This window comes from Fodinicurvata halophila (assembly GCF_042651425.1).
GTDB lineage: Bacteria > Pseudomonadota > Alphaproteobacteria > Kiloniellales > DSM-21159 > Fodinicurvata > Fodinicurvata halophila.
In genome coordinates, this window is sequence record NZ_JBHSCW010000003.1 from 961,167 (window position 1) to 978,950 (window position 17,784).

The 17,784-nt window shown below is 62.6% G+C and carries 19 protein-coding genes and 1 pseudogene; 5 read left to right on the top strand and 15 right to left on the bottom strand.

Annotated features, from left to right (window positions below; genetic code table 11):
- Positions 1–11: 11 nt before the first annotated feature.
- The 10 genes from ccoS to ACFOW6_RS09395 form a co-directional block, all read right to left on the bottom strand.
- Positions 12–167: a cbb3-type cytochrome oxidase assembly protein CcoS gene (gene ccoS, locus ACFOW6_RS09350; RefSeq protein WP_382422069.1), complete on the bottom strand. Its 156-nt coding sequence runs from the start codon at positions 165–167 to the stop codon at positions 12–14.
- The gene (locus tag ACFOW6_RS09355) at positions 164–2,518 is read right to left on the bottom strand and encodes a cation-translocating P-type ATPase (RefSeq protein WP_382422070.1); all 2,355 of its coding nucleotides are present in this window, start codon (positions 2,516–2,518) and stop codon (positions 164–166) included. The genes ccoS and ACFOW6_RS09355 overlap by 4 nt, the downstream gene beginning before the upstream one ends.
- Entirely contained in the window at positions 2,515–3,366 is an 852-nt protein-coding gene (locus tag ACFOW6_RS09360; protein WP_382422071.1) for a DUF2189 domain-containing protein, read from the bottom strand. Before ACFOW6_RS09360 ends, ACFOW6_RS09355 begins: the two co-directional genes overlap by 4 nt.
- Before the next feature lie 47 nt (positions 3,367–3,413).
- The gene (locus tag ACFOW6_RS09365; RefSeq protein ID WP_382422072.1) at positions 3,414–3,629 is read right to left on the bottom strand and encodes a hypothetical protein; all 216 of its coding nucleotides are present in this window, start codon (positions 3,627–3,629) and stop codon (positions 3,414–3,416) included.
- A 2-nt stretch (positions 3,630–3,631) separates the two neighbouring features.
- Entirely contained in the window at positions 3,632–4,516 is an 885-nt protein-coding gene (gene ccoP, locus ACFOW6_RS09370; protein ID WP_382422073.1) for a cytochrome-c oxidase, cbb3-type subunit III, read from the bottom strand.
- Positions 4,507–4,677 carry a cbb3-type cytochrome c oxidase subunit 3 gene (locus ACFOW6_RS09375; RefSeq protein WP_382422074.1) on the bottom strand — a complete coding sequence of 57 codons (171 nt, stop codon included), beginning with the start codon at positions 4,675–4,677 and terminating at the stop codon, positions 4,507–4,509. Before ACFOW6_RS09375 ends, ccoP begins: the two co-directional genes overlap by 10 nt.
- Positions 4,678–4,682: 5 nt before the next feature.
- The gene (gene ccoO / locus ACFOW6_RS09380; protein WP_382422075.1) at positions 4,683–5,432 is read right to left on the bottom strand and encodes a cytochrome-c oxidase, cbb3-type subunit II; all 750 of its coding nucleotides are present in this window, start codon (positions 5,430–5,432) and stop codon (positions 4,683–4,685) included.
- Between the two features lie 6 nt (positions 5,433–5,438).
- Positions 5,439–7,100, bottom strand: a complete 1,662-nt coding sequence (ccoN, locus tag ACFOW6_RS09385) for a cytochrome-c oxidase, cbb3-type subunit I (RefSeq protein ID WP_382422076.1) — start codon at positions 7,098–7,100, stop codon at positions 5,439–5,441.
- A 251-nt stretch (positions 7,101–7,351) separates the two neighbouring features.
- Positions 7,352–8,056: an MOSC domain-containing protein gene (locus tag ACFOW6_RS09390; protein WP_382422077.1), complete on the bottom strand. Its 705-nt coding sequence runs from the start codon at positions 8,054–8,056 to the stop codon at positions 7,352–7,354.
- A 33-nt stretch (positions 8,057–8,089) separates the two neighbouring features.
- A complete protein-coding gene (locus ACFOW6_RS09395) occupies positions 8,090–8,575 on the bottom strand; it encodes a group III truncated hemoglobin (protein ID WP_382422078.1) in 486 nt (161 codons plus the stop codon).
- Between the two features lie 161 nt (positions 8,576–8,736).
- On the opposite strand from ACFOW6_RS09395, the gene goxA reads away from it, so the two are divergent.
- Together goxA and goxB are read left to right on the top strand one after the other, a co-directional pair.
- Entirely contained in the window at positions 8,737–10,770 is a 2,034-nt protein-coding gene (goxA, locus tag ACFOW6_RS09400) for a CTQ-dependent glycine oxidase GoxA (protein ID WP_382422079.1), read from the top strand.
- Positions 10,767–11,873 (top strand): glycine oxidase maturase GoxB, encoded by a 1,107-nt coding sequence (gene goxB / locus ACFOW6_RS09405; protein WP_382422080.1) that lies wholly within the window; start codon positions 10,767–10,769, stop codon positions 11,871–11,873. Before goxA ends, goxB begins: the two co-directional genes overlap by 4 nt.
- A 5-nt stretch (positions 11,874–11,878) precedes the next feature.
- Here goxB and ACFOW6_RS09410 read toward each other — a convergent pair whose 3' ends face one another.
- The 4 genes from ACFOW6_RS09410 to ACFOW6_RS09425 form a co-directional block, all read right to left on the bottom strand.
- Complete coding sequence (locus ACFOW6_RS09410) at positions 11,879–12,784, bottom strand: hypothetical protein (protein ID WP_382422081.1); 906 nt, start codon at positions 12,782–12,784, stop codon at positions 11,879–11,881.
- 109 nt (positions 12,785–12,893) lie between these two features.
- Positions 12,894–13,067 carry a HepT-like ribonuclease domain-containing protein gene (locus ACFOW6_RS09415; protein WP_382422082.1) on the bottom strand — a complete coding sequence of 58 codons (174 nt, stop codon included), beginning with the start codon at positions 13,065–13,067 and terminating at the stop codon, positions 12,894–12,896.
- Between the two features lie 289 nt (positions 13,068–13,356).
- Positions 13,357–13,668 (bottom strand): P-II family nitrogen regulator, encoded by a 312-nt coding sequence (locus ACFOW6_RS09420; RefSeq protein ID WP_382422083.1) that lies wholly within the window; start codon positions 13,666–13,668, stop codon positions 13,357–13,359.
- 5 nt (positions 13,669–13,673) lie between these two features.
- Positions 13,674–14,654: a sodium-dependent bicarbonate transport family permease gene (locus ACFOW6_RS09425; protein ID WP_382422084.1), complete on the bottom strand. Its 981-nt coding sequence runs from the start codon at positions 14,652–14,654 to the stop codon at positions 13,674–13,676.
- Positions 14,655–15,081: 427 nt separating this feature from the next.
- On the opposite strand from ACFOW6_RS09425, the gene ACFOW6_RS09430 reads away from it, so the two are divergent.
- From ACFOW6_RS09430 to ACFOW6_RS09440, 3 genes are all read left to right on the top strand, one after another.
- Entirely contained in the window at positions 15,082–16,443 is a 1,362-nt protein-coding gene (locus ACFOW6_RS09430) for a tyrosine-type recombinase/integrase (protein ID WP_382422085.1), read from the top strand.
- Positions 16,444–16,583: 140 nt separating this feature from the next.
- Positions 16,584–16,733 carry a hypothetical protein gene (locus ACFOW6_RS09435; protein WP_382422086.1) on the top strand — a complete coding sequence of 50 codons (150 nt, stop codon included), beginning with the start codon at positions 16,584–16,586 and terminating at the stop codon, positions 16,731–16,733.
- Between the two features lie 129 nt (positions 16,734–16,862).
- Positions 16,863–17,147: a hypothetical protein gene (locus ACFOW6_RS09440; RefSeq protein ID WP_382422087.1), complete on the top strand. Its 285-nt coding sequence runs from the start codon at positions 16,863–16,865 to the stop codon at positions 17,145–17,147.
- 511 nt (positions 17,148–17,658) lie between these two features.
- On the opposite strand, the pseudogene ACFOW6_RS09445 reads toward ACFOW6_RS09440, so the two are convergent.
- Positions 17,659–17,784: pseudogene (locus ACFOW6_RS09445) on the bottom strand (IS5/IS1182 family transposase); the annotation flags it as partial.

The following is a 17,784-nucleotide window of genomic DNA, read 5'->3' on the forward strand; positions in this document are numbered from 1 at the left end:
CGGCCCTCGGCTCAGTCGCGCGGCGGTTCGTCCTCGTCATAGAGAATCCGTTCGGCGGCCCCGTTGAGGTCGTCGTACTGCCCGCTCTTCAGCGACCAGAAGAAGGCCGCAAGCGCCACCGCACCAAGCAACAGCGAGATCGGGATCAGGAAAAGCAGGACGTTCATTGTGCTGCCTCCAGTTTCCGGAAAGCCTGTGTTTCCGTCGCCGCAGCGTCAAGGGCTTGGTCACCCTCCCACCATTTGATCCTGCCGAGCCGCAGGGCGTTCGCCACCACCAGCAGGGAGGAGGAGGACATGGCCACCGCGGCGAAGAGCGGCGTGACATACCCCAGCATGGCAAATGGCAGGGCAAGGGCGTTGTAGCCGATCGCCAGCGCGAAGTTCTGGCGCACCAGGCGCTGGGCTCGCCGCGCAAGATCGAGGGCGCCGGGCACGGCCTGCAGGCTGTCCCTCAGAAAGACCAGGTCCGCTGCATTGCGTCCGACATCTGCCGCGCTGCCGGGCGCCATGGACACATGCGCCGCCGCCAGCGCTGGGGCATCGTTGAGGCCATCGCCCACCATCAGCACCCTGTGTCCCTGATGAGAGAGTTCGTTCAGGCGGGCCGACTTGTCATCAGGCATCATGGCGCTGCGCAGCTCCTCGATCCCCAGCAGTTTGGCAACCCGCTCTGCGGGGGCCGCAGCGTCTCCGGACAGGATCTCGGGAACGATCCCCCGCTCTTTCAGGGTCTCCACCACCTCCCGAGCCCCCGGACGCAGAGGATCGCTGAAGGTGAACACCTCCAGCAAGTCTCCATTCCTCGACAGGGCGCTGCAGGATTCGCCGCGCAGGCGTGTTTCCCGCAGCCGCTCCTGGTCTTCGGCGTTCTCCACGGCCCAGTCCATGCGTCCGAGCCGATAGAGATCCCCGCCTAGCCGAGCTTCCATGCCACAGCCCGGCACTTCACGCAGAGAGTCGAAGGTCGGCAACGTCTTGCCTGAGGCGGATGAGGCATTGGCCAGGGCCTGCGAACAGGGATGGCGCGAGTGCGCTCCCAGAGCGGCGGCCAGGGCTAGGTGTTCCGGATCGAATGTTTCGGGTGCCTGCAATTGCGGCTGGCCGAGTGTCAATGTGCCCGTCTTGTCGAACACCACGCGATCGACCTCCGCCAAACGTTCCAGCGCGGACCCGTCCTTCATCATGACGCCCTGTTCGAACAGCCGCCGTGCCGCCATGACCTGGACCATGGGGACCGCCAGTCCCAACGCACAGGGACAGGTGATGATGAGGACGGCCACGGCGATGGTGACGGCCTGGTGCAGGTCGCCCACAGCCAGCATCCAGCCCAGGAAGCCGCCGAGAGCGGCCAGATGCACCACGGGCGCGTAGAGACGCGAAGCCCGGTCGGCCAGCCGGCGATAGCGGGACCGACCGGCTTCGGCCGTTTCCATCAACTCCATCATCTTCGCCAGGAAGGAGTCGCCGACCGTAGCCGTCACCTCCATGCGCAAGGGGCCGGTCAGGTTCAGCGTCCCAGCCTGGATCTGTGCACCTGGCCCCACCGGAGAGGGTGTGCTCTCTCCCGTGACCAGGGCCGCATCCAGATCCGAGCTTCCGCTGAGCACGCGGCCGTCCAAAGGCACCCGTTCGCCGGCGGCAAGCTGCACCACCCGACCGGGCCGGATGGTCTCCAGGGCTTCATAGCTCACCTGCCCGTCCGCTCCCTCGACCCTTGCCCCGCGGGCCGCAAGGCGCGCCAGGCCGCGCACGGCCGAACGGGCCCGCTCGCGCATCACATGGTCCAGGGTGCGGCCCACCAGCAGGAAGAACAGCAGCATCGCCGCCGCATCGAAATAGGCATGCTGTGCCTGCTGGATGGTGTCGTAGAGGCTCATGCCAAAGGCCAGGAAGACGCCCAGTGTGATCGGCACGTCCATGTTGGTCTGGCCATGACGCAGGGCGTTCCAGGCCGAAGAGTAGAAAACCCGGCCCGAATAGAGCAGGACCGGCAGGGCAATGGCTGCGGAGATCCAGTGAAAGAGATCCCGTGTTGTCTCCTCGGCGCCCGACCAGACAGCCACCGAGAGGAACATGATGTTCCCGGCTCCGAAGCCGGCCACGGCCAATGCACGGATCAGGTGTCCCAGTGCGGGATTTCGCTTGTCCGAGTGTCCTGCTTCATGAATGTGCGCGGGATAGCCCAGGTCCTTCAGGCGCTGCATGAAAGCAGGGGGCTCGTCCCCCTTTTCGCCTTCGTGCCAGCGGACGGTCACACGCCGGGCCGTCAGGTTGACGCGGACGTGAGTGATCCCGGGCAGTTGGCCCAGGCTTGATTCGATGGCCCGGATACAGCCGCCGCAGTGAATATCGGGGACCGACAGTTCGACCTGCCGCTCTTCCGCACCCACGCGTTGGCTGGCGAGCCGCAGCTCATCCGAAAGCGGATGCCATGCTGGTGAGGCTCCCTGTACCCGTTCTTCCGCTGTCTTGCTTTCCCCCCTCCTGTCCCCCGCTTCTGAGGAACAGCAGCTCATGAAACGGCTCCGTTGTATCCCTCTTCGGGCTGGCCCGAGGATGTCGTGCGCATGTAGCGCTCCGGCTGGCGTACGGCCAGGTATGCGTGCCAGGTCGCGTGGCCCAAAACCGGGAAGGCCACCACCAGCCCCAGGAAGCCCGTGATCGTGCTCAACCCGAAAAGCACCACCACGATGACACCCCAGGTCAGCATCACGGGCAGGTTGTTCCAGACGAATGCCATGCTGGTGCCCATGGCGGTCAGCGCATCGCTCTTCTCGTTCAGCAGCATGGGGATGGCAAAGACACTGATGGCAAAGGCAAAGGCGGCGAAAAGGCCACCGACCAGGCTGCCTACCAGCAGCAGCCACAGGCCGGTCGGCGTCGTGAACAGCATGCCGGTGACGTCATCCAGTCCGGGGAACGGCTGCAGTCCGAAAAACAGCGCATAGATTATAACGGCCGCCCGCATCCACAGCAGCATGAGCAGGCAGAGCAGGACCCCGGAAAAAAGCAGCTGGCCCATGGACTGTCCACGCACCAGGATCATCTCACGCAGGCTGACCGGTCGCCCCTCCTGGATCAGGCGGCTCTTCTCGTAAAGTCCGATCGCCAGGAACGGGCCCACCACCATGAACCCGGCAATGGCCGGAAAGAGGATGTAATCGAGATCAAGGGCAAAGAGCCCGCCGATGAGGACGATCGACAGCACGAAGGCCAGGATACCATAGGCCAGGCTGGGTCCGGGCTGCTGTCGGAAATCCGCCCAGCCGGCCTTCAGCCAGTCGAAAGCAGCAGCAGCAGGCAGAGCACGACTGAAATTGTCATCGCGCGGCAGCGGGGGAACCGGATCGGGAAGCTTGGCCATTATATCTCTCGCTCTGCTTGCTGTTCACTCAACCATAACACGGGCACTCAACAGGCGGACTTGGCCGCACGATAGTCACTCCCTTGGCGTTCCTTCGCGGTCTTGCTGTGCGGCACACACTCCGGCTGAGACGTGAAGGCAATATGGAGCAGGTGCGCATTTGCCCCGAGAAAGAGCCCAAGTCCCGCCACCACGGACAGCAGGACGATCAGGCGCGTCCGCCTGCTGCTCCTGCGGACCTCGCTGTGCCGGGCCTCGGTCATGCTCACTCCCCGTCCGTGCCCAGGAGATCTGCCACGTAGAGCGCCAGAATCCTGAGCTCAAGCGGACTCAGGCGATTATCCCAGTGCGGCATGAGTCCCTGACGGCCATGGAAGATCGAATCGTAGATCGACTGGCGGTCACCGCCATAAATCCAGAAATCATCGGTCAGGTCGGGCGCACCCACTTCCGTCATGCCGCTGCCATCCTCTGCATGGCAGCTGACGCAGTTCTCGGCAAAGATCGTCTCGCCGTTGGCCAGGGCCTCTTCCGGACGCCCCGCCGTGGCCTGGGGATCCGACAGCGACTGCACATAGGTCACGACATCGCGGATCTCGTCGCGACCCAGCATGCGGTTCTCGCCGAAAGCCATCATCTCGCTGACGCGGGTTTCGGGATGCGTGGAATTGATGCCCACATTCAGGGTATGCAGCACCTCGTCCGGCGCGCCACCCCACAGCCAGGCATCGTCCGACAGGTTCGGATAGCCGGGCCCGCCATCGCCCTGCAGGCCATGACAGGCAGCACAATTATCCCCGAAAAGCGTGGCTCCGGTCTTGCGCACCGTTTCCATCAGCTGTGGCTCTTCCCGGATCGTGGCGAAATCCGCTTGCCGGATCTGCTCCGCCCAGGGGGACTGCTGATCTGCGCCCTCCTCCAACTGCTCCTCCAGGGTGTCGCGCTGGTCGATTCCGAGCAGACCGTGGGTATAGGTTACCCCCAGCGGCCAGGCCGGCATCAGGATCCAGTAGACGACGGAGAAGATCACCGTGACCGCGAGGAAAAACCAGACCACCTTGGGGACCGGCCGGTTCAGTTCCGTGATGCCGTTCCAGTCATGTCCCGTGGTCATGTGCCCGCTGTGCGGGTCGCGCTCTCCTACCGACATGGCCCGTCCTCGTCGTTGAGAATGCTGCGCTTGGCCCGCTCGAAACGGTCGCGGTTCGAGGGCCAGCAGGCATAGACCACCGCCGCCACAAAGAAGATCAGCAGATAGAAAAGCCCAAAGGACTTGGAAAAGGCCACCAGGGTTTCGTGATCGATATCCATGAGCCTCACTCCTCTTCGTCTAGCGCGGAATCATCCAGCTCCGGCTGGTCCTCCGCGGCGTCGGTCAGGCGCCCCAGAATCTGCAGGTAGGCGACCAGGGCATCCATCTGCGTCACTCGGCCGGGATCCCCGTCGAAACTGCGGATATTGGTCTCCTCGCCGTAACGCTCGGCGACGCCCTCGGCGCGTTCGCTGTCCGGATTGGCTTGGCCATAGGCATCTTCCGGGGCGTTCTCGATCATCTCTTCGGTATAGGGGACACCCACCTTCTGCAGCGCGGCCAGGTGCTTGTCGAGATCCTGCATGTCGAGTTTGTTGCGACTGAGCCAGGCATAGGACGGCATGACCGACTGCGGTACCACGTCCCGCGGATCCTCCAGGTGAGCCACGTGCCAGTCATCGGAATACTTGCCGCCGACGCGTGCCAGGTCCGGTCCCGTCCGCTTGGAGCCCCAGAGCATCGGATGGTCGTACTGGGATTCCACGGCCAGTGAATAGGGGCCGTAGCGCTCCACCTCGTCACGCAGCGTACGCACCATCTGCGAGTGACAGGCGTAACAGCCTTCGCTGATGTAGATGTTGCGCCCGGCCAGCTCCAGCGGCGTGTAGACACGCATGTCGGGATCCTCCTCCACCGTCTCGTCGATGGTGAAGAGAGGTGCGATTTCCACCAGCCCGCCGATGCTGGCAATGACCATGACTGCGATGGCCAGCCCGATGGAGTGACGTTCAAGATTATAGTGCAGACCGAACATCTGGCCTTACTCCCCGGCACTGGCGGTTGATGCGGGTGCCCCGGCCGTGACTGGAACGTCCTGTCGGGCTTCACTGGGCTCGATGGCGGGCGCCTGCCGGATGGTCATCCAGATGTTGTAGAAACCGACCACGATGCCGGCCAGGAAGAGCAGACCGCCAAAGGTGCGAGCGATGTAATAGGGATGCATGGCCTCGACGGATTCGATGAAGGAATATTCCAGCGTTCCGCTCTCGTTGTAGGTCCGCCACATCAGCCCCTGGATGATGCCGGAGTTCCACATCGCGAAGACGTAGACCAGGGTTCCGGCCAGCGCGAGCCAGAAATGCACCTCCACCAGCGCCGGCGAATACATCCGCTGACGCTTCCAGAGAATGGGCGCCAGGGAATAGATCGCCCCGAAGGAGATCAGCGCCACCCACCCCAGGGCCCCGGCGTGGACGTGGGCCACGGTCCAGTCGGTGTAGTGCGACAGGGAGTTCACCGGCCGGATGGCCAGGAACGAGCCTTCGAAAGTTGAGATGCCGTAGAACACGGCCGCCACCATCATGAAGCGCAGGGTCGCGTCGTCGCGCACCTTGTGCCAGGCCCCGTTGAGGGTCAGCAGCGCGTTGCCGGCCGACGCCCAGGAGGGCACCAGCAGCATGACCGAGAAGGTCATGCCCAGGGTCTGCACCCAGTGTGGCAGCGCCGTGTAGTGCAGATGGTGCGAGCCTGCCCACATGTAGAGGAAGGTGATCCCCCAGAAGCTGATGATCGACAGACGGTAGGAGAAGATCGGCCGTTCCGCCCGCTTGGGCAGGTAGTAGTACATCATGCCCAGGAACCCGGCCGTCAGGAAGAAAGCCACGGCATTGTGCCCGTACCACCACTGGGTCATGGCATCCTGCACGCCCGAGAAGGCGGAATAGCTCTTGGCCGCCCCCAGCGAGATCGGCATGGCCAGGTTGTTGACGATGTGCAGCACGGCCACGATCAGGATGAAGGCCAGGTAGTACCAGTTGGCCACATAGATGTGCGGCTCCTGCCGCCGGGCCAGGGTGCGCAGGTAGAGCACCAGATAGGTCACCCAGACGACCACCAGCCAGATATCGGCGTACCACTCCGGCTCGGCATACTCCTTGGACTGGGTGACCCCCATGAAATAGCCAGTGACGGCCAGCAGGCAGAAGAGATTGTAGCCCAGCAGCACGAACCAGGGACTGAACTGATCCGGCATGCGCGCCCGCGAGGTGCGCTGCATGACATGGAACGAGGTGGCGATCAGCGCATTGCCCCCGAAGCCGAAGATCACGCCCGTGGTATGGGCCGGGCGCATGCGCCCGAAACTGGCCCAGGCGGCATCGAAGGTCATTTCGGGCCAGGCCAGCAGGCCGGCCACCCAGACGCCGATGAACATGCCGAACACACCCCAGATCAGGGCCAGGATCAGGCCGACCTTGATGGGGTCGTCGTAGTAGTTCTTCAGCCGCTCCTCGCTTGGTTCCGGCTCGAAATAGCCTGACAGGACCAGGAAGCAAACGCCGATGGCGAAGAGCAGGACGAGGAAACCGTGCGCTCCCAGCGGATTGCCGTAACCGCCCCCGGCCATGGCAAGCCCCAGGAAGGCCACCACGATGGAAATGACAAGCGCGAGCTGCCGCTCGCCTCTGGTGAGCTGGGAAATCATGATGCCGTCACCGCCAGTGCATGCCCTATGAAGTCGTCAAAGGAAAAACAGGAATACAAGACCGCCCCCCGAAATCGGAGTCGCAGCGAACCAAGGCAGCCGCACGACCCTGCGATTCGTTATCATGTACATCAACTATCTCTTTATCTTTACTATATTTGCATGAGTCGCCCTTGCAAAACGAAAGGCAGGGTATGGGACCTTTTGCCTCAGAGCACAGTCCCGAGGTGTGGATTCCTTCCCCTGTTCCGTCAGGCCTGCTGCGGGGTCTCGAGACGCCCCGTCCAATCCTCGACCGCCGCGCGGTCCAATCGCCGTCGCGCCAGGACACGCCAGGAGTCGGCCAACTCGGGAAGCTCCGCCAATCCGCTCAGGGCCTCGCGGTTCAGCGTGTCGCGATACAGCAGATGCAGAATCCGCTGCAGGGACCAGCCCTCGGCCGGACGCTCCAGAAGCTCCAGCGTGTCGCCTGTCGCAACCCGACCGCTTTCCAGCACACGATAGTACCAGCCGGTGCGGGCCGACTCCTGGACGCGGCGCGCCATGGTCTTCTCTGCGAAGCGCGCGTTCAGGCGCCAGCAGGGCTGCCGCCCCTGGGAGACCTGGACCACGGCACTGCCCAGCCGGAAGACATCGCCGATGCAGACATCGGCCTCGCACAAGCCCCTGGTGGAGATGTTCTCGCCGAATCGCCCCGGCCCTTCCAGCTGCGGGGCCAGCTCCGGATAGCGGCTGCGCCACCAGGTGTAGTGATCGTAGGGGTAATGATGGATCGCCTTCTCGGGCCCGCCATGGTTCTTGCGGTCGCCCTGGTGATCGCCCGCCAGCCCCTCTGGCCCGACCTCGACCGATCCGGAAGCGGCCTGCTTGTCGATCCCACTGGGCACGGCTTGCGCGCCCAGCGGTTTCAGTTCCCCCAAAAGGACCGCACGCAGGATATGTGTCTTATCGCCCATGTCTCGTTTGGTGCCCCGTGATTCTTTTGGTGCCTATGTCTTATTCATTTCAGCCTGGGGCAGATGCACCTCGTCATCGGGACGCCGCAGGCGCTCTCCTTTCGTGAGGAGCTGACCCTGATATCCGGCCATGCCCAACTCCAGACTTTCGGCGATCTGTTGCGCGCGTTCAATGAAATGCTGTGCTGCCGTTGGTGGGCAGACCTCCTCCGCCGTCTCGCGGAAGAGGGCCAGCCAGCGATCGAAATGCCGCCCGTCGACAGGCAGACGCAGGTGCTTTTCCATGGGCTGCCCACGATAGCGGCCGCTCATCAGCGCCACGGACGACCAGAAGGCGCACATCCGCTGCAGGTGAAGGTCCCAATCAGCAACCTTTTCCTCAAAGACAGGGCCCAGCCAGGGATCCTTTCGCACCTTGCCGTAAAAGGCATGCACAAGGCGCTCGATCATCTCCTCGTCGATTCCGGTCTCTTCCATGATGCTGGCCGTCATGGCCGCGCGTCGTTCGGAGGCTGTCATGATGACTCCAGAAATAAGTATAATCTTTACATGTTTATCAGTTCAGGTCGGACAAGACCAGACGTCGTACACTGCAGGCCCGGACAAAGCGCTGGACTTTCTTTTAGGTGCGAAACTAATCTGCCAAAACCGATGATAGAAACACGAAACGGCAAAACGAAATGAACGCTCCCGGCACGGGGCCGAAGCTCCGCAGACGCGATTTCCTGGCAACCGGCACGGCCTTCATGGCCGGCCTTCCGCTCCTGCCCCGGGCAAGCGTGGCGGCCATCCCCTCGATCGAGGCCGCTCCCGAAGGGGCTGAGATCGCCCGGGTGGCTGTCTATCCCGCCATCGGCATCTCCAGGGTCGGCGGCAGCCGCGAATGGTACCTGGCCCCCGAAGTTCCAGGTCTGCCGCCCCGTCCCGAAGGCGGCTTCAAGGATGGGACCCGCCTGATCAAGAAGCAGGTCCAGCGCTTCCGGATCTATGCCTTCGATGACCAGGACCGCGTCATTGGCGAGGTAAGCAATGGCACTGCCTCCATTCGCTGGAACGTGCATGTCGCCAACACCAAGGCCGCCTGGTACGGCTTCAGCAATCCGCTGGACAACGACGAGCTGGCGCCGGGCCTGCCCGGGCAAAGGCGCAACTCCTATTTCGTGAGTGCCGAGGAGCGCGAACGCATGCTGGTGATCGACGGCGGTCCGACCGCCATCGACGGCAACGACACGAATGCGGATGGCGAAGAGTCAGACTATTCCATGGCCGGACGCTTCTACGACCAGACGGATGTGGGGCTCGGCCATCTGAGGACCGATGCCGAGGGCCGGCTGCTGGTCTTCCCGGCGGACGGCGTCTCGAGCAGTCCGGTGGACAGCCCCATCACCAGCTTCGCCGACAACGACGGCTGGCACGACGACTGGTGCGACGGACCCGTGCGCGCCGAAGTTACCCTGGCCGATGGCCGCACGCTCAGTGCCGACCCCGGCTGGGTCGCTTCCGCCGGCCCCAACTTCGCCCCGGAGATACCGCCTATTACGACACTCCATGACGTGATCAGCGACCTGAACGTCGCGGAAGGCTGGCAGGAACCGCCGGCTCTGCCCCTGTCCTTCCGCCAGCACATCTATCCCATCTTCCGGCGCCTGGCGCTGATGGAATGGGTCTCGCAAGCGGCCTTCCTCAGGCAGGGCTGGCTGGATATCGGCGACTTCTCCGATCCGGCCTATCTCGAGAGGCTGGCCGATGCCGGACCTGAGAACGAAGCCTTCCGGCGCGAGGTCTTCGAGACATTCAGGGATCCGAACAACGACAGCGAGACCGCCTACAAGGACGAGCGCCTGAAGCTGCCCTTCATGCTGGGCGACGGGATCAACTACAACGGCAGCCCGCTGCAGTGGTTCCGCTTCCCGCAGCTGCAGTTTTCCTTCCTGGAACACTGGGCCGCCGGCGACTTCGTGAACGACCTGGAGGATGCCGAGGCGGAGGCAATCGACAGTCTGGATCAGGTGCCCCTCGCCCAGCAGCCGGCAGCGCTCACCGAGGCGGCGCTCGAGAACTGCTCGGGCGGGGCCTTTCACCCCGGCGTGGAGTTGACCTATTACCTGCGCCTGGCGCCGCTCTACGCCCGCGCCCACGATCCGAAGGCCGAACCCTTCCGGATCGCCCTCGGCCAACGCGACAGCCTGCTGCACGATATCGGCCGGCTGCTGACGACGGAAACCGCGATGCAGGGCGGCAACGGCGCACCGGCCCCCATCGGGCCGCAGATGCCGGGCGACCTGACCCGCTGGATGGGCCTGCCCTGGCAGTGCGATGCTTTCAGTTGCCAGGACGTCCTGATGCAGGACGACTTCCCGACAGCAGTCTGGTGGCCGGCCCTGTTGCCGGTCGACATCCTGCCGGAAGACCACTACGAGGCCCTGATGCGCGAAGACCTGCCCGCGGACCAGCGTCGACGCTTCTATGAAAGCCGGGTGGCCTGGTCGCGCGGTGTCGCCGGCATCGGCTATCACGCCAACGCCAGCTATTGGGACGGCATCACCAACATGATCGCGCTGTGGCAACGCATGGGCTTTGTCGTGAAGCGCCCCGGACCCACGGACCCGGCACGTCCGGACGCCATCCCGCAGGATCTCTTCGTCGAAGTCGGGCGCGACACCATGGAACACCGCTTCGACTGGACAGATGAAAGCGGACCCCTGCCCCGGTGAAACCTGACAGGATCGCAGTCATCGGAAGCGGACCGGCCGGCGCAGCCGCCTGCTTGACCCTGGCGCAACTGCGGCGGCCTGTCTTGTGGATTTCTCCGCCGGACATCCCGTCCGAACGGATCGGCGAGTCCCTGTCCCCCAATGCCCGGCCACTGCTCAAGGCCCTCGGGCTTGAGACTGTAATCGAAGGACCGGAGCATCGCCCCTCCAACGCCCTCTTCTCCTGCTGGGGCAGCGACCACCTGAGCGAGCGCAGTGACGCCCTGCGCCTGCAGGGACCGGGACTGGTCCTCGACAGGCCTGCCTTCGAATCCCAGCTGCGCGCCGCCGCCCTGGCAACAGGCCTGGAAAGATGGGAAACCAACCTGGAAAGCCTGCAGACGGACAAGGGCTGTTGGCACCTGCGACTGGGCAACGGCCGGGAGGCGTCGGCCGACTTCGTCATCGACTGCAGCGGACGCAAGGCGGTTGCCGGGCGACGCCTCGCCCGCCAACAACAGGACGACCAACTGGTGGCCGCCTATGCTTTCCTTGACCAGCAGGATCCGGACATCGCACCCACAGCCGCCACGATGATCGAGGCCGTAGCAGAGGGCTGGTGGTATGGCAGCCTCCTCCCGCAACGTGACTCCCAGGCACCGCGCATGGTGGTCGCCCGCTTCAGCGATCCCGACCTCCAGCCTCGCGGCCTGACACGAGACAGAGCAGCTTGGAACCGCCTGATCGGGGAGACGCTCTACATCCAGCGCTGGCTCGAAAGCGCCGGATTTGCGATTGGGGAGCCGCCGAACCTGGCCTCTGCCGCAACCGCCTGGCTGGAGCGAGCGTCCGGACACACCGAAGAGGCTGGCTGGGCTGCCGCCGGGGATGCGGCGGCCGCCTTCGACCCCTTGTCCTCCCACGGCCTGACCACGGCGCTTTGGTCCGGCCAACAAGCGGCAATTGCAGCGGACTCGGCCTTGAAAGGCGACAGGCAGCCATTGGCGGAGTACACCCGGACAATCGCCCGAGGCGTGGAACGGTTCCGGCAGGAAAGGAAACAGGTCTACGCCGGCGAGATACGTTTTCGCGACCGGCCGTTCTGGCGGCGCAGGACGGAATAGACCGCTCAGTTCCTGAAGAAGATCAGGGCCTGGTCCGCACTCTCATCCGGATTCCAGAACAGGCGAATGGCATCGGTGAGGCCATCCTCTATGCGAATGGCCCGCGGGCAAACTCCCCCTCGCCCGGGTAGCATCTCGGCCAGGGCGTCATCGGAGATCTCTTCCGCCATCAGCATGACATCGAGCTCGCCTTGCAGGCGCTGCAGGCCATCCAGTCCCTCGCTGTCCGGCACCAGCGTTACGGTATGTCCCTTGGGCGCTCCGCCAGGACCACGCACCACCAGCATCACGCGGTAGAAAGGTCCCTCCGGATTGTCCAGGTCGTGCCAGCCGATCGCTCGCTCGACGGCACCATTGCAGGTAAAGTCCGCCGCGATGATCTGGTGCTCGGACAGGTGGGCATACTGTCCCCACTGCTGCCGCAGCACGCCGTAGACGTCCTGCTCCGTGATCTCCGCCGCGCCTGAGCTGTCTTCGGACGTGCCTTGTTTCTCCTCCACCGGACGGAAAAGGGTTCCGCTGAGCTTTTGCGCGTTCCAGGCATGGTCCAACGGCTGCTCGCAATAGCCCCAGCGCCCGCTCAGGTCATGCCCCGCATCCAGTTCCCAGGACACCCGCCCCCAGTGATGCGAGCCGTTGCGATCGCTATCGCATCGCACCTCCGACTGCGCCTGAATCCAGGTCGCCTCGACCACACTGGCGTCGTGATCATACCGCCCGACCACACGACCGCTGTAATTGGGATACTCGCCGGTGACCTCGCCACTCTCCTCCGAAATCACCAGGGCCAAGGGCCCGAAGTCCGACTCATAACGCGCGAAATGTTCCTGTGCGCACAACGGCGAGATCAGGAGAAGAGCCGAGGCAGCACCTCCGAGAAGTGCTCCGCAGGTGACACGTAAGACAGGCATAGGGATCTCCATGAGAGATTGGACCACCCCGCTCAGTCTGTTGGTGTTTTCTTTAAACTGGATTAAACCGAACCATAATGAAAATGCATGCCCACTTTCCAAAGCACGCTCACATTCCTTGGATTGCTCTCTTGATCCGATAAATGGCCTCTTTCAATGGGTCCAATTCCTTCTGGCAGGTTTCCCAGAGAATGGTCGGATAACTGCGGTGGCAATCAAGACGCAGCACATTGCCTATACCGGCAATCGCCCGCCACGGAATGCTATCCTCTCGCGCCTTCAATTCTTCCGGAATAGGGCGGCTGGTTTCAGGAATTTTGAGACTTAGCGCAGGAGAGCTCGCCCTCTGCGGTTTGGAACGGCGTGATAAACCGTGTCTGTTGAATGCTCATCCCCCGTTAATGGTGCACTATTTGCACACGGCGGTACGGATCAAGGTCACCTGCCAGCACACGGCTCGAGCATACCCGCCACGGCAACCAGTTGATGGTGCTGCACTTAGTATCATTGCCTGGGGTGCAAGCGCTATTCCGTCACCGCTTTGCCAGCATCGCCCGCGCCTGTAGACCCGGTCAGAAGCGCTCGGCTCGCAGCACCTGTGTGTCGGACACGCTCACGACGCCGATATGCCGCTCCACGACGGAAAAAGCGGCTTCGAGGAGTGGCTCCAGCCGCTCGGGCCGGATCAGGCAGATGACGGCAACCATGCCACCGGCCCGTCCAACCTGACCCTCGCGAGTCCATTGGCCTGAGCGACCTGACCCTCCACTGACGGGCAGGACCGTGTAGCCGGTGACCCCGGCCTCGTTCAGGGCAGTGGTGAGCTGCCGCTCCATCACCGCTTCGATGATGATTTCCACACGCTTGGCCTCATGCATCTCCATTGTCGTCAGCTCCCTGTTACGGCGGTGGCCAGCATCATATAGAGTGGAATTCCCAGCGTCAGGTTGAACGGAAAGGTTATACCCAGGGAGAGCGTCAGCGACAGAGCGGGATTGGCTTCCGGCAGCGCCACCCGCATAGCGGCGGGCACGGCAATGTAGGAGGCGGATGCGCCAAGCACCATTAGCAGCACCACGCCACCCAAGGACAGTGCCAGCAACAAGCCGGCGACCAACCCGAGCCCGGCACCGACAAGCGGCATCAGAATGCCGAAAACGACGGCTCCGATCGAGAGGACGCCGCGGCTACTGCGCAATCCCCGGCCGGCAACCACACCCATGTCGAGCAGGAAAAGGCACAATACCCCTTTGAACGGGTCGACAATGAAGCCCTCGATCTCCGCCAAGCCCTCCTGCCCGGTGATCCATCCAATGGCGAAGGCACCAAGCAGAAGAACGATCGAGCCATTGAGCAGGATCTCGTGCCAGAGTTCCGCACCCCCCCGCTGGCTCCCGCCTTTGCGCCTGGAGGCAAGCCACAGCGCCGACAGGATGGCCGGCGCCTCCATAGCTGCGGCCACCGCGACCATGTAGCTTTCGGCCGGGATGTTGCGCCCGGCGAGCAGGGAACTTGCAGCCACGAACGTCACGATGGAAATCGATCCGTAATGACCTGCGACGGCGGCTGCATCGGTGTTGGACATTCGTGTCAGAAGGCGCAGAAGAGCGAAGGCGACAAAGGGAAGCAGCAGCGAAAGCACCACGCCGGCTATGAGGGCCGCAATCAGCCGTGCATCGACCCCATGGGCCGCAACACCTGCACCGCCCTTGAAGCCGATGGCGAACAAGAGATAAAGGGACAGTCCCTTGGCGATGGCTTCGGGAAAGCTCAGATCCGAACGCGCGAGTGCGGCCACGAGTCCGAGAACGAAGCTGAGAATGATCGGCGAGACGAGGTTGGCCCCCGCCAGTGCCAGGATGTTGTCCATGCCCCCACCCCTCTTGATCTTGGCGGGAACATAATGGGAAGTTTGTGGCGTGAAAAGTCACACAGTCATTTTAAAGCCCCGGTATCCCCTCAATGATCAAACTAGTTAGCGCCTAACAAACGAACCGGGGGCATCCTGAGACCGAAAGTTGGACAGTCCTCAGTCCGGAAAGTTGGACAACGTTTCCGCTAAGTCATTGAAAAAATGGTGGGCGCACAAGGACTCGAACCTTGGACCCGCTGATTAAGAGTCAGGTGCGAACGCCTCTACTTAACGAAAAGCGCCGCATATCAACTCCTTGTAAAAAGTGATTTTTCAAGGCTATTGCACTACCTCCAGGATACCCTATATCGTTGGCACGTGGTTGGCACGCGTGCCTAAACGGGAAAATTCTGGAGGCAATCCGATGCCTAGAGCAGCTAGTAAATTGACCGATAAAGCCTTGCGCTCCATGAAGCCTGGGCAGTGGCGCACCGATAGCGAGGTGCCAGGACTGGTGGCGCGCAGGCATGCACGGGGGCTCACGTTCCAGTTCAGATACAAGTGGGCGGGCAAGCGCCGCACCATGGTTATTGGAGAGTTGGAGACTGCAAGCGCCCTTCTGCACAAGCCTGCCGAGGCATATACAGAGCAGCCGCGCTATGGGGCTCAAGAGACTCTGGAGCGCGTGCGCCAGGGCGAGAGCCCGGAAGAGCTGGTCGAAGTGATCCTGGAGGGAACTACGCCTCTGGTGACGCTGGAGCAGGCGCGAGAGATCGCGCGCGAGCTGCGTAGACGCCTAGGGCGAGGCCAAAACCCGACAGAAAGCAAGCATGCGGACTGGCGAGCGCTGACGCTCAAACAGGCGTTAGAGATATACCTGGACAGTGGGAAGGAACGCAGCGAGCGCACGACGCAGGGCTACCGGGACGCGGTGGAGCGCTGGCTAGGAGACTGGCAAAATCGCACGCTGGCAAGTCTGAGCCCGCGCGAGGTAGCCGAACGGCACAAAGAGCTGGGTAAGCGAGGGCGCTACGCGGCGAACCAAGCCATGAGGGTGCTGCGAGCTGTCTATAACCGGGCGCGCAAGCTGCATCCCGAGTTGCCGCCGAACCCTTGTGACGCGGTGGAGTTCTTCACCGAGAAGCCGCGCGAGGCTGCTATCCCACCGGAAGAGTTGCCGCAGTGGTGGCGGGAGGTCGAGGCGCTACGCAATCCTGTCAGGCGCGATCTCTACAAGCTGATCCTGTTCACGGGGCTGCGCCGGGAGACCGCCGTTCGCGTTCGCCTGGAGGACGTGGACCTAGAGCGCAAGACGCTGCATGTTCCAAAGCCCAAGGGTGGCGAGGCGCGCGCTTTCACTATGCCGCTGTCGGACTGGCTGGCCGAGCTGCTGCGCGAGCGCATGGAAGACAACGCGCGGCTTCTGGCAGAGCGCAACAAGCGGCGTCAACGAAAGCACCTGCCTCCGCTGGAGGCTTCACCCTGGCTGTTCCCGTCGAATTCGGAGAGCGGACATATCAGCGAGCCCAAGCCAAGTCGAGCAGACGGCTTTAGTGTGGAGTTCTCCGTTCATGGCTTGAGGCACACTTATATCAGCGCTGCCACGGCTGCGGGCGTGCATCCCTATGCCTTGAAGCTGCTGACAAACCATGCCTTACCGCGCGGCGACGTAACGGCAGGCTATGTGCGCGCGGACGTAGAGGCCCTGCGCCCGGAACAGGAGCGTGTGACGCGCCAACTATTGAGCTGGGTCAAGCCCGACCAGGAGAGCGCCAAAGTGGTTGAGTTGGAGGCGCGCGCCTCGTGACTTGGAGCCCGGCCTGGAGGCGCGAGAATCATGTTATGATATTGATATTATTGGATTTTTCGTTGACAGACGCGCCGTTCTTACCCTAGCATGGAAGGCACCTGCCGCCTTTGGCGGCTTCGGGCAAAAGGAGGGAAACCATGCAGCAAGAGCAGGATTACAAGCTGGTTGACCTGGAAGAATTGCGCGAAGCCTTCATGCGGGCTTGGGCTGCGAACGATCCTGGCACCGAACCCGACGACGTGTGGGACGAACTGGTTGTGGAGCTGAAAGCGCCGGGCTCGTGCTGAAAAAGAGATTTGAGCGCCTCGAAAGCCCCGGCCCCATTGCTGGGGCTTTTTCTTTGAGCGCAGGCTTTCGGCAGAAAGCAGGGGTTTTTAGGATAAGTGAAAGCTATACAGACGAAAGAAGGGGTAAAGATGAATAGCGATTTGACGCCCGCTCAAGCTCCAATTGTACGGCAGCAGACATGGGCTGAAGGTATTGGGCTTTTCATCCTGTATGCAGGAATAGCCCTAACCCTGAAACTGCTAGACGTAAGCCTTGATACAGCCTTGTTAACTATGTTGGTGGCGGGCTTTACGATGAACGCGATCCACCAAGTTTCCTGTGCCATGACACGCAATGTCCACCTTGCTGAGATACGTGATTTACTGGAAAAGCAGAACAGAACACTAGACCAGTGGAGACAAGAACAGGGTTAGGGGTCACGGGGTCAGCTCCTAGGGAGCTGCTGACCCCGACCCCTGTGGCCGGTGACGGGGTTGACCCTAAAACGACCCCTAGAGCGACCCCTGATCGGTGCACACATAGTAGTTCCCAATATGCTCCACTAGGCCCATTTCAAGGAGACTCTTGCGCGCTCGTTGAAACGTCTTTCTCGCAAGACCTGCAGCATTCCGCCACTCGCTGAAAGTTGCGCCCTGGTCGCCAAAGCCCTGCAAGGCTTCAAGCGCTTTCTGTTGATTTTCCGACGGCTTCTTGCGCCTGTTCGCGCTCAACCATTGCTGTGTCGCGTGGTCCAGCTCCCCGACTACGAGCGAAGTGCCTTTGCCCGTTTCGACCCGGAACAGACCAAAGGTTTCGGCAGGGAAAGGCTCCGCGTCCTTCTGGTCATCGCACTTGACCGTAAGCTCGCTAACGCACCTGCGCGACCCCGACGTGACCCCTGTCCCGGCCTTCGTTGCCTGCTCCGGTAGGGTCTTCCCTGTGACCCTAGGCCGCAGACTCATAAGACTTCAACCAGATGCGGAGTGAAGCCAGCTTGAGCGCGGCGAGGTAGTTTTCCGGTTTGCGGTCATAACGTGTTGCGATGCCTCTGAACTGCTTGATTTTCCCGAA